Source organism: Pedobacter petrophilus (genome assembly GCF_009674725.1).
GTDB classification, from domain to species: domain Bacteria; phylum Bacteroidota; class Bacteroidia; order Sphingobacteriales; family Sphingobacteriaceae; genus Pedobacter; species Pedobacter petrophilus.
This window is the reverse complement of record NZ_WKKH01000047.1, coordinates 19,096-32,017: the sequence shown is the minus strand read 5'-3', so window position 1 is coordinate 32,017 and position 12,922 is coordinate 19,096. Positions and strand designations below refer to the sequence as shown.

Here is a 12,922-nt window from a genome sequence, read left to right as displayed (position 1 = left end):
GGACTCTGTTTGGGCTCCGACTCACGCTGTCTCCATTTACTCAGAAGGCTATCGTTTATTCCAAGCTCATCTGCAACCTCTTTCACCGATCCTCGGCTATTAGATAAATCTATAGCCATTTTTTTGAAGGAATCATCAAATACTCGTTTGCTCATATAATCAAATTTAAAAGTTTCTAGTTAAATCTGACAACTAAATTCCTCCAGTCAAATGTAGCAACTCCAGGGCTTATTCCGGCCTTTTGTTAGTTTACAGTGTAACATCAATCTTCCTAAGGCCTTATGTCTCTTTTAGGAAATACAGTTCTTAAAGCTAGAATGCCAAATTGAAAAATGAGCTAAGCTCGTCTGAAAGTCTTACTGGCTGCGCACTGCGTCAAACTAAACCAGATACATAATTATCTTGTCGTTATGTCACCTGCTTATCTATTGGTCGATTTCAGCATCTTGCGTGATAACCTTGGCTGATTCAAAATTTCCTCAGGTATCTTGAAGATTAAATACACGTATTGCTGCAACCCATAGCTGTTTACTCTGCAGACAGATTTAACAAGGATGTGCCATTGATGATTGGTGCCAAAGCAATACGCATCAAAGCGGTAGCAGTTTATCCTAGCCCATTTGTGTTTAGCTGTCTGCTTATAATTATGAGATGGACCCAGGAAGGTCGAGAAACGAAAGGAATGGGGCTATAGGGATAATTTTAACCCTATGCTATAATGAAGTGCGTACTTTTAAGTTTTGTATGTAAGCCATAGTTTTGTCGCACGATAAATATTTTAAAAATGAAAACATACAAATATCTTCTAAAGCGGGTCAAAAGCTCTGCTGCTTTCTATATTACCTTTACGGTATTCGTTTTAACATTCATGCAGGTGGCTAAGGCACAGCATCAAGAAGGAGTTCTTGCTCAGCCCGGTAGCTATCACATGAAGCTAGGCAGCATAGAGGTTATCGCTTTATCAGATGGAAGCATCCCTCAGGAGCTTGATAAGCTATTAACCAACACCAATGTTGACGAGGTAAAAGCGTTGACCAACCTGAATTTTCAGCAGCCGGTTGTTGAAGCCTCTGTCAATGCCTATATAGTTAAAGTTGGCGGAAAGACCATTCTGATTGATGCGGGAACCTCTGAACTATACGGCCCGACACTTGGACACCTACCTGCAAATATGAAGCGTGCTGGCTATAATCCCGAAGAGATCGAGGTGATATTAATTACTCACATTCATACCGATCATACAGGAGGGCTGATGGACGGCGATAAAATGGTATTTCCCAACGCTACAGTTTATGTAAGCAAACAGGAAGCAGATTACTGGCTCAATGATGAACAATATGCCAAAGCCACTGATAAAATGAAACCTTATTTTGACCAGGCGAGGCTTAAAATGTTACCATATCTGAAAGCGGGTAAGATCAAAACCTTTGATTATGGTAAAACGCTTTTTCCCGGAGTAACTCCGTTAGCCAGCCCCGGACATACGCCAGGCCATAGTTTTTACCAAGTAACCAGTGAAGGAGAGAAGATTTTGTTCTGGGGTGACATCCTGCATTCTGGAGCAGTACAATTTGCCAAGCCTGAAATCACCATTGTTTATGATGTTGATCCTGCCTGGGCAGCGAGGACTCGCAAAAAGGCTTTTGAGCAGGCTGCAAAAGAAGGGTACTGGATTGCTGCAGATCACCTATCCTTTCCGGGAATCGGCCATATCAGACCGCTAGGAAAGGGCTACAGGTGGTTTCCGATCAATTATACGACCACAGGTAAAGGACAATAAGGAATGAAATCTATTCATCAAACCATCTCTATGGTTTCGCTTGGCTTTGCGCTGCTGATCTTTAATCCTGCCTTAGCCCAGGTAGATGCAGATTCTGTAATGATCCGCAAGATTTATACCCAGGTACTGAAGGATCATACAATGGATCAAAACCTGCGGGAGCTGGTCTATAAGATAGGTCCAAGAATTAGCGGATCTGCAGCCGCGGAGCAGACGGTTGTATGGGCAAAATCCGTAATGGAAGGTTACAAGCCCGATAGGGTATACCTCCAGCCAGTAACTGTTCCCCGCTGGGAAAGGGGGGATACTGAGCGAGCCTATTTCAGCGCATCTGGTGGAAAAAGCAGACTTGATATCAGTGCGCTTGGAGGATCGATTCCTACAGATGGAATTCTGCAGTCCGAGGTCGTCGAGGTAAATTCATGGAAAGCTTTAGCGGATATGACAGATGCGGAGATTGCTGGTAAATTCGTATTTTTTAACCGGGCGATGGATCCTACCGAGGTGGAAGTTTTTAAGGCCTATCTTAAGGCAGTGGATCAACGATCTCTTGGCGCCATAGCTGCCGCTAAAAGAGGGGCTGTAGGGGCATTAATTCGATCCTTGACGCTTTCAAAAGACAATGTTCCCCATACCGGCGCTGTTAGCTATGATGAAAAAGTGAAAAAAATCCCTGCTGTCGCATTAAGCACAATAAGCGCAGACCGGCTTAGCGCTGCACTAAAAGCCGATCCACGAATGATACTATCTTTGGAGCTGAAATGCAGGCTTTTATCACCAGTTAGGTCCAACAATGTGATTGCGGAAATCAAAGGTTGGGAATTTCCACAGGAGATTGTGACCCTTGGTGCACATCTTGATTCCTGGGATCTTGGTCAGGGTGCCTCTGATGATGGAACCGGGTTGGTCCAGTCGATGGAAATGCTCAGGGTGTTTAATCAATTAGGCTTCAGGCCCGCCCGTACTGTGCGTGTTGTGCTATACATGAATGAAGAGGCAGGTGCACACGGTGCAGTAGAATATGCCAGGCAAGCCACATTGAATGGTGAGAAGCATATCGCTGTCATGGAATCTGATGCGGGCGGTTTTGCAGCCAGAGGCTTTAGGGTGGAAGCAGGCTCCAAGGCCTTAAAGCAGTTTAGGCAATGGGCGAAGTTATTTGAAACCTACAAGGCTGGAGACATCCAGTTGGAGCAGCGTGGAATTGATTTGGTTCCAATGAAAAACAAGGCTCTTGCACTCATTAGCCTGGATTGCGATGATAGCCGTCTATTTGATATTCACCATAGCAGATTGGATACCTATGATAAAATTAACCCTAGAGAGGTGGCCATGGGTGCGGCAGCAATGTCTGCTATGGTGTTGCTGATTAGTAAATATGGATTACAATGAAAAAAATATCAATTACTGCAATAGCAATATTGTTTTCAATCGCATCGTATGCTCAAAATCTGAACGATAAACCATTTAGCGCATTCAGGGAAGCTGGTGGTCTTATCTTTTTGTCGGGACAGGTTGGTGTGCCAGCACCAAGTTTTGATCAGGAAGTCAATCAGGTTTTTGAAAAAATCAATACAATCCTAATCTCCGCCGGGTCATCAATGGATAAGATAATTACAGTTACTGTTTATTTGAAAGATTTTGGACAGTACGCAAAGTTTAATACACTTTACAAAAATTATTTTAAACCACCTTTTCCTTCCAGAACCTGTATCGGGATCGCTCATTTGCCACAAAAGGCCAGTGTAGAGATTACCGTTACCGCCCGGAAATAGGCTCGCTTAGAAAAATGATGAAGTCTGTGATGCGCTCCGTAACGGCGATTACGAGCATCATGTTAGGCAAAGAATTCGGGAAAGCTTAGCATTGGGAAGTAGTGCTTCCATTCTAGTATCTATGGAAGGTATTGAAGCGATGTTTCCAGATTTGCAAGAAAAAATAAATAGACTTTCTCTGAAATCATTACCCATCACGCCGCATGGTACCATGTTTCTCATCTTAATTTTGTTTAGGCCGTAATATTCAAAAACTTAAGCGCATCACCCTGCAATTTTCAATGCAATTCTGTAGCAGATATCAGTGATGGCTGTGGAAGGTAAAAAAATAGGTTAAAAACAATGCTTTTTCTTGTCGAAGGCGCAGCTGTCCCAAAGATTGTCTCGTAGCAGATTTTATATCGTGTTTTCTACTGTTGTGGATATTTCATTGGTAAACTCACTTTTAGATTTATCAAGTATGACTGACAAAATTCAGGCAAAAAAATAGATTTTTTTTGATTAAAGTCCCTGCCGGTTGAAAGCAATTTTAGGCGAATTTCTCCACTAACAATGCATTAGTTTTAAACGCTCTGGATTGGTATGTACAAATTTATAACCAAATTGTACCAAGTTGTAAAAGGTATATGTCCTAATTTTGTTCTTAGGAGAAAAATATAGATACCATTGTATTACTTAGCTCCTAAATTTAAAGGATATATCCACGTGAGAGATTACAAAACCTACAGTGCACTCAGAAGAAAATTTTGTGGATCTTTTGTTGATGATAATAGATTATTTATGCAGCAAAGCCATTTGATGAGGGCGTAAGTAATAGTAGTTTTGTTTTGCATGCCTTCAAGGATATGTATCAAGATTATCTTTTTATAGAAAAGATGGCAAATTGGTTAGTGCCACAAATGAATGAAGAAATTGCTTTTGGGAACGTAAGCTGACAAGGATTAAAACTTCTTTGAAAGATTGCCAGCCGGAAAGCAACAGGATATGAAAAACTATCGAGTACTATTGGAAGAAGGCATTGTTTGGTATTCCATTTTTTATTTTGATTTAAAAATAAAAAGTGCGAAAAGTTAAAATGAAAAGAAGATTTTTTAGAAAAATTTTACCATTAACCTTAATAAATTTAAACAATATGATAACAATAACAGCACTTATCCGCGCGAAAAACAATAGCGCAGATCTTGAAAAATTAAATGGTCTTTTTGTCCAACTTATACAAGAAACCAGAAAAGAGCCAGGATGTCTGAAATATGAATTACATCAAGTTACTCAACAACCAGGATTTTTTATCATGATGGAGGAATGGGCATCAGAGGCTGCAATGGAAGAACATAATACATCCCCGCACTTTAAGAATTTTTTAATTTCAGCTGAACCCTATTTTACGGTTCCCATCGAAGAGTTTGAATCTACCTTACTTACTTAGCGCATTAAGTAAACGTAATGTTTTAGGCTATATTCCACATTGGAACCTGGGCGATGGTCTTGAAGAGAGAATAATCGCATCGGGCCAAATAATGTCCTGCGCGCCGGGGGAATGGCAGTGCTTTTCTTAGCTGATAATATTTCATGAAGACAGAAATCATAAGTGAGGCTATTAATAAAGCCAGTTATTAAAATGTTTTTCGACCTTTCTACTTACGCCCTTTTATTTTGATAATTAATTGTCCAGCAACATTGGTTGCTGGTAGTGTTACCTGAAGCAGCCCGGGATAAGGCTGCAGGTGTTGGATTACCCTTCCATTGAACATTGCCTGATACTGATAAGACGGATTTAAACAGATAAGCATGCTACGCGCGTGTGCGGGCGTCGAATCATCAAAACTTAGTAATGCTTCATAATTGGAAAATTCCGAATTAAACTCGCTTTTTTCTTGTAGAATTTCAAAACCGGTGGTGACGTTTCCGATCTTAAAAGTGGAATTATACCAGTTTAAAACCGGAGTAGAAAGACCTGAAAACTGATGCCAGCCCGCGCCCCGGCCGGTTTCGGAGAGGTAATGCTCAAAAGTATAATAGGAATGATCCGTTTCCCGCTTGAAGACCTCAAGGCCCGTGCTCGAGATTCGCATCGCAAGTTCAGGTTTGCCTAAATCAAGCATGGTCTTCCACATAAACCATTGATGCGGCATCCACACTGACCCATTCCAATATCCATCGTTGAGGTAATAAGCTGCCGCCCGGTCAACCACGCCCATGCCGTAAGGGGTCCACATATGATCAGCCGAGAAAAGTTTTTTTAGCAATATGTTCTGTTGCGCTGGGGTGCAAATCCCGGCAAATAGAGGATAAGCTCCATCCATACCCTGATTATAATCACTACCATCTTTATAGCGGAAGGCACCTATTGCTTTACCACTTGAATCATGACGCACATAGCTGAAATAACCGCTTTCCTCATTCCAGCTGTAAGCCTGAAGACTTTTGGAAAATGCTTTAATTTCGATGTCATAATCCGCAGCATCTGCATTTTTGTTCAACTTTTTTGCAAGCATGCGCAATATTTTCGCGAAACGTATACACTGGGCAGTTGTAATTACGGGTGAGACAGTGGATTCCAGCCGCTGCTGATGAATACCTACCTGCGCTGGGTAATCATCCCATCCACCTGAATTGTAAAAGTAATCCCAGGTGTTAAGTAATCCCGATTTCAATCGTCCTGTTGAGGAGCTACCTAGCTTGCCAGATAAAAAACTATAATATTGCTTTAGCCTAGGATAGAAATATTCAAGTAGTGGCAATGACTGCGTTTTGTTTAATAAATCAAAAAATGCGTAAACCTGCACCGGAACTGGAGCGCCATGATGAATAAAGGCGGATTGGCTGCCAGGTTCAGTTGTGTAAGCATTGATGCATTCTACGGCTCTGTTTATATCTAACTCATTAAGCCCTAAAGCGATAAAACCCGAATCCCAGGTGTACAAACTATTCCACCATTTCCCGGGTGTATAATGCCTGATGTAACTTCGCTGGGTGTAGATAGGATAGACGATATTCTCCAGTAAGGCTGCCCGGAGCATTTTCTGACTAAAAGCATAGGTTTTACTTTCTGGGAGAAAAGTTGGGCCAATAAAAGGTTTTTGCGCTTTTTGTGGTATGTTTTTAGGTGCAGACATGTTTTGTCTAGCTGCAGCCATACTAGGGTTGTGCGTTAGTACACAACTAAAAGTTTTTTCACTTCCCGCCAATAGCACGAGTGGTCTGATAAATATATTTTCAAAATGGCCCTGATTATTTCCTTTCAGGATGCTATCGACATGATTATGAATAGCTTTACGAAAGTAGACATCAAGTTCATCATTGCGGATTTCGCGAATTTTATATGAGGAATTACCCCAGCTCATACCATAATAGCCCGGAGCATGTTGATATTTTAGAATTGCCTGACGATTTTTAAAATCCGTTGATACTTTCGGATTTACCACCTTAAGATTATCTTCAATCGCGAATTTTGTGTCTTTTTTAATGCTCCAGAGTAGACCATTGAGTTCCACGCCATCTCCCTCAAGCGATGTTAGTATCAACCGGCCTGACCCATCCCACTCAAAAGGAATTTCAATCCATTTAAGTTTGCCATCTCCCTCTAGAATGATTTGCTGATGAATCGCTCCGGAAGCTGAAATCCTGCTCACCGCGCCAATATCAGCCCGATAGAAGATGGTGAGATAACCCTTTTTGAATTGAGCTGGAATTGAGTAGGATAACGAGTTACCCGCTGACTGTCCAAACTTTTTTGTCAACGCAGACCCATCAATAAAGCCTTCGTTACGCATTTCTCCATTCATCAGACCATCAGTAACTAGATTATCTTTAGGCTCCTGTCTTGCAAAACGTATTTGTTTATAATCCACTGCATTTATCCAGACATCTTGCGAAGACTTTTGTAATTTAAACCTTGGCCATACCTCGGGATAATTCATCGAAGCCATTAGGTTTAAAGCAAGACTTTGAGGAAGTTCTGTGCGGTTTACACACTTAATACTTACAATTACCTTACTACTATCTACTATCTGATAATTTACGTCCACATACACCTGATCTTTCCAGATCAATTCATACCGGTAAGTATAGGAGCCTTGCCTAGAATCTGCCTGCCAGGGGAAATACCCAGATTCAAAATTTACATTGGGAATCAAAACTTTATTTCGGTAAAAACCCGGCATCACAAAAAAATCGAAGCGCATCCCAGCGGCTATATCAGGGATATGTGATATACCAGCATATTTCTTAGAATAAGGCCCCCATGGTCCCAGACGGATGTCATGAGTGGTATTCATTGATTTTAGAGTGGAAGTATCTAATAACTGCTGACCATGCATGGACTTACTACAGCATAGAAAACAAACAAGAAAGATTGTAATATTCGTTTTCATATAGATTTTTCAAAACCCCTGTGAGCTGCCCTTTGAACCTCAAAAATTAAAAGATTAAATGGCGATGAAATCTCAATATTCCGATCCAACTGATTTTAATCTTTTAACACAAATCATCCTCAAAAACATTAAAGTACTTTAATCGCTTCTTTAAGTTCATTTTTTGCTCTATAATAGGCAAGAGAAATCGGCTTCATTTTTTTTATAAACATTAATTCCCCACCCTGTTACTGAAATCTTTTATAGGAGCTATTCCTATTGTTAAATGCTAATACCCTGGGTTCTGTTTTAACTTACTCGCTTTATTCAATTCTGACTGAGGTATTGGAAATAAATTATTTTTTTCTGTGAACACTCGGTTTTCAACCTGAAAGGGGACGTATGTTAAGCTGGTTCCGGTTTTTGTAATTTGTATACCCGAAACTGATTTGTTGAAAAGTTCTGTACCTTTCCTCCATCGGCGCACATCGAAAAAACGATGCCCCTCAAAGCATAACTCAACGCGGCGCTCATTCTGGATTCGCTCACGCATTTGTGACTGCGTTAATCCTGCTGGCAACACTGGCATGCCAGCACGTAGGCGAATCTGATTTACATAAGTATAAACATCAGTAACAGGTCCACTAGCTTCATTCAAGGCTTCGGCATAGTTCAACAAAACTTCTGAATAACGGAAAAATATCCAGGGACGGTTTCGGTTTACACTTGTAGCACCCGTCGCCCAAGCTGAACTCTCCGAAAGAAACTTTCTTAGGTAATAGCCAGTTTTGGTGTTATTGATGTTTATTGGCATATTATCCCGGCCACCTGTGAAGGTTTCAACAGCTCTTGATTTAAAGGATTGACCATTATAAATGATAAATAAAGACAGTCTAGGGTCTCGCGCACTTGCACCAGTTGTGGAGTAGGGATCTGTAGGAGAAAACCCTGAAGTGTTGTCCGTAATTGGCTTGCCACTTACGCGCATCTCAAAAGCATTTACCAACTCCTGAGTAGGGTTGGTCCTTCCTTTACCTTCGTAGCTTATCGGTGCATTGTTGCTTTCGATAGAATTGGTGGCACTAACATTTGTTGCGAAAATAACTTCCGGGCTGTAATTGGAGGCAGCAACGGAAAAGTCCCATAAATTTCCCAATTGGGCTAAAGGCAATAGTGAATTCTTATTGAGGTTTATGAGCTGCCTGGCGGTGGCGGCTGCAGCAGTCCACTTAGAAAGATCGCCATTGGTATTGTAAAGCGGACTGGCTGCATAAAGCAACATCCGAGACTTTAAAGCAAGCGCAGCCCCTGCAGTTGCCCTTCCTTTATCCGCCACTCCCAAGTCTGATTGAGAAGCAGGCAAAACCTTTATTGCCTCATCGCAGTCTGCACTGATTTGCGCAATAACTTCATCGAGCGTATTTCTTGGTAAATCCAAATCGTCTGTAGTAGTATAGGATCTGGTTGCCAATATTATCTGCCCATAGCGTTTCATAAGTTCAAAATGATACATAGCCCTTAAAAAATATGCTTCCCCCTTTAACCTGACAATATCACTCGCTGGCGTTATCGCACTACTACCACTTTTCTCTAAAAACAGATTCGTTTTACGGATATTGGTATACATATTATTATACTGGTCATCAATTGTACGCAGTGCTCCCCAGGTGCCATTATTGATGATGTTTATCCTAGAGTTTACGTTAGAGTTGACCGCTTCATCGGAAGCCGATGCCAACAAAGCCCCATCACCATCCACACTGTAGCCATTAATTAGCCCGGCATATGTTGTATTTAAAAATCCCCTTGAATTGCGATCGGATTTCCAGACATCTTCTTCCCGAATGCTTCCATCAGTGTAATCAAATTTTAAGTAATCTTTTTTACATCCCATGCAGATCACCAATACAATCAACAGATATTTTAGATGCTCCCTATTGTGGTTTTTCATATTTTATTCCTTTGTAATGTTTATAAAGCGACGCTGATTCCCAGTGTATAAGTTCTTGAATATGGATACGTGCTGCCACTTCCGGCATTAGGCACCTCGGGGTTAACTCCTATACCTAAATCATTGGTGGTAAATAAATTTAAAGCGCCAATGTATAGGCGTGCATTGCTTACGCCCAGCTTTGTGGTCAATTTACTAGGTAAATTAAACCCTACTTCTAGGGATTTAAGACTTAGATAATCCGCAGAACGCAACCAGTAATCTGATGCAGCAGTATTGTTTCCTCTATCTGCTATCCCAAGTCTTGGGAATCTGGCATTGGCGGCATTAGACGGCGTATAACGGTCTAAACTTAATGCATTGAAAGCACTCGGACCGCTATTCACCAGACCCTGGATATTTATCGTCCGGCCAACCACCCCCTGAAACTGAAACACTAAATCAAGGATGCCGTAGCGCAGATTACCACCAAATCCATAATAGGTATTGGGAAGTGCGGTTTTATCGATGCGGACTTGGTCATTGTTGTCTATTATACCGTCCGGAACCCCCAGTGGACCGCCAATATCTTTGTATTTAATATCTCCGGGAGCTACTCTTCCTGCCAGAGTTTGTTGGGGATGGCTATTTATCTCTGCCTGAGATTGAAAAAGGCCATCGGATAGGAATACTAGTGTCGAGCCTGCAATATGACCAACAGTCTGTTGATAGAGGGGGAGTCCTTCTTGACCATTCTCTGCAAGAACCTTACTTTTTGAAATAAGAACATTGCCATTGAAGTTCATCTCCAGCTTACCTAATTTTTTAGAATAAAAAACAGATGATTCCAATCCACGGCTCTGTACTTTTCCACCATTGACCAATCCAGCGTCTTGACCAATAAGGCTAGGAAAAATGTTTGCGGTCAGAATGTTGTCTCGGCGGGTCTGGTAATAATCTACCGATAAGCCAAGCGCATCATTCAGAAAGCGTACATCAAAACCTGTATTTAGCATTCGAACCGTCTCCCAGGTAATATTGGGATTTCCAAGATTAGATTCTGAAGCGGAATTCGTTGCTGTTGGTGTCAGACCAAAGCTATAACCACCACTAGAAAGATTTCTGCTGTAAAAACTTTCAAAAGGAAAACGCGAACCCCCAATGTCCCCATTACCGGCGCTGCCATAGGACGCCCGCAATTTTAAGTAGCTAAGGATTGGTACAGATTTTAAAAACTTTTCTTCAGAAAGTATCCAGCCTGCCGAAATGGCTGGGAAAAAGCCATAACGCTTGCCTGGTGCAAAATTCTCCGAACCAGAATAGCCTGCGGTAAATCCAGCGAAATACCTTTGCTTATAATTATAATCAATACGCCCTGCAAGTCCCTGGTTACGAAAATCCAGTCGTTCAGGGGCTTTATCGGCGAAGCGCTGTCCTTTCAGTGAAACATTTAGATGATGACTCCCCAGTGTCTTCTCATAATCGAAGCCTGCCCAAAACTCATTCTGCAAAGCATTGTTTCCATAAGTGGTTGTGCGGTAGGCCACTGGGCTAGCCGTTAGGTAGTTGGCTGGATTTGCAAGCGTTTGGTCGGCAACCGAATATTGCTGGGTAAGTCCTGAAATGTAATTTCCAACCCCGTCATATGAACCTACAGCATTGAATGATAGGCCTGGTATCCAAAAGTCCAGCTTCTGTCTGACGCTTAGCGTTGCCAGTAAAACCCGGTTTTGGTCACTCGTATAACCACTTTGCTGTAATAAACCTAGCAGGTTTTTTGTATACTGCGCCGTACCACCTAGGGAACCATCTGCATTTAAGATAGGGTAAGCATTAGGTGGGGTATTGTATATATTATTCATGACATCAGTCAGGCCAGTACCGGGCGAAAGCCTGTTTTCAGTGCGCACTCCTGCATGCAGGCTAACGGTTAAGTATTTATTGGCTTCAAAATCAATGTTCCCACGGAAATTGAGCTTCCTAAAACCAACATTTGAATCGAAACTGGGCGTTTGAGTATTGTTTAAAAAGCCCCGCTGATTTAAGTAGCTTACCGAGGCAAAATAGCGAACCGTTCTTTTACCACCGCCCATTGAAAATGCATAGCGCTGGATCGGAGCGGTTTTACGCAAGTAATCTTCTATGTAGTTGTTGTTTGGAAACAAAAAGGGTAAGGTGTTATTGCGATAGGCATCAAGCGCTGCCTGATTATAGGGCGCCACAGCACCATCATTTAAAGAAGCCTCATTATAAAGACTCGCATAGTCATATGAATTTAATGGTTTTATCAAATTGATGGCATTCTGAAAACCCACTTGAGCATCAAAATGAATGTAAGAGCGGATTGAATCTCCTTTTTTCGTGGTCACCATAACTACCCCATTGCCGCCCCGTAAACCATACCAGGCTAGCGTCGAGGCATCTTTAAGTACGGTTATGCTTTCTATCTCGCTGATGTCCATATCCCCAAAATCTCTTTCGGTACCATCAACAAATATTCTGGCTGTTCTAGCATTGAAAGAATTGATGCTTCGCATGAATACATTTGTTACCGTTGTTCCGGGGGCGGTACCAACCTGTGACTGATACAGACCAGATAAACGTCCGGCGAACAGGTTGCGTAAATCATTAGTTGGTAACTGAGGGATATTACTTCCGTTTAACACGGTAACTGCACCAGATACATTCCTTTTTTTAAGAATGGCAAATGGTGTGGTCGCATTATCCTCTTCTCCCGCATCTGCATCCGCTCTGATTAAGGTTATGCTCAAAAGATTTTCATTGCCTAAAATCTGTTGTTGGGTTATGTAGCCCCGGTTTCGAAGGATAAGCACATCACCCACGTTAGCCTTAATCGCAAATTCCCCCTTGAGATCGGAAGACACCGTGCCTATTTTTTCCTGAATATAAACCGATACTCCAGATAGCGGTTTACTTTGCGCATCCAGCACAATACCCTTAAAAATAGTATCTGACTTGGCTTCCTTATCCTGTTGTGCAAAGGTTCCCAATACACACAGGCAGAGCATGGAAAGCAGCAAACTATACTTGCTAAAAAATTTCATACGATTGGATTTGATTGTTG

The 12,922-nt window shown here is 41.7% G+C and carries 8 protein-coding genes; 4 read left to right on the top strand and 4 right to left on the bottom strand.

Annotation, left to right across the window (positions count from 1 at the left end; all coding sequences use genetic code 11):
• Positions 1–155 (bottom strand): transposase (locus GJU39_RS24335; protein WP_154281226.1); only part of this gene is annotated, 155 nt, incomplete at its 3' end.
• A gap of 629 nt (positions 156–784) precedes the next feature.
• Between GJU39_RS24335 and GJU39_RS19750 the strand changes: the two genes are divergently transcribed.
• From GJU39_RS19750 to GJU39_RS19735, 4 genes are all read left to right on the top strand, one after another.
• Positions 785–1,780 (top strand): MBL fold metallo-hydrolase, encoded by a 996-nt coding sequence (locus tag GJU39_RS19750; protein WP_154282727.1) that lies wholly within the window; start codon positions 785–787, stop codon positions 1,778–1,780.
• A 30-nt stretch (positions 1,781–1,810) separates the two neighbouring features.
• Complete coding sequence (locus tag GJU39_RS19745) at positions 1,811–3,172, top strand: M20/M25/M40 family metallo-hydrolase (protein WP_167515729.1); 1,362 nt, start codon at positions 1,811–1,813, stop codon at positions 3,170–3,172.
• Positions 3,169–3,555 carry a RidA family protein gene (locus GJU39_RS19740; RefSeq protein WP_154282725.1) on the top strand — a complete coding sequence of 129 codons (387 nt, stop codon included), beginning with the start codon at positions 3,169–3,171 and terminating at the stop codon, positions 3,553–3,555. The genes GJU39_RS19745 and GJU39_RS19740 overlap by 4 nt, the downstream gene beginning before the upstream one ends.
• A 1,075-nt stretch (positions 3,556–4,630) precedes the next feature.
• Positions 4,631–4,981: a putative quinol monooxygenase gene (locus tag GJU39_RS19735; protein ID WP_154282724.1), complete on the top strand. Its 351-nt coding sequence runs from the start codon at positions 4,631–4,633 to the stop codon at positions 4,979–4,981.
• A gap of 208 nt (positions 4,982–5,189) precedes the next feature.
• Here the strand turns inward: GJU39_RS19735 and GJU39_RS19730 are convergent, their stop codons facing one another.
• From GJU39_RS19730 to GJU39_RS19720, 3 genes are all read right to left on the bottom strand, one after another.
• On the bottom strand, positions 5,190–7,832 hold the full coding sequence (locus GJU39_RS19730; RefSeq protein WP_245228027.1) for an alpha,alpha-trehalase: 2,643 nt from the start codon (positions 7,830–7,832) through the stop codon (positions 5,190–5,192).
• A 364-nt stretch (positions 7,833–8,196) separates the two neighbouring features.
• Entirely contained in the window at positions 8,197–9,858 is a 1,662-nt protein-coding gene (locus GJU39_RS19725; RefSeq protein WP_154282723.1) for a RagB/SusD family nutrient uptake outer membrane protein, read from the bottom strand.
• Between the two features lie 20 nt (positions 9,859–9,878).
• A complete protein-coding gene (locus tag GJU39_RS19720) occupies positions 9,879–12,902 on the bottom strand; it encodes a SusC/RagA family TonB-linked outer membrane protein (protein ID WP_154282722.1) in 3,024 nt (1,007 codons plus the stop codon).
• Positions 12,903–12,922 lie beyond the last annotated feature (20 nt).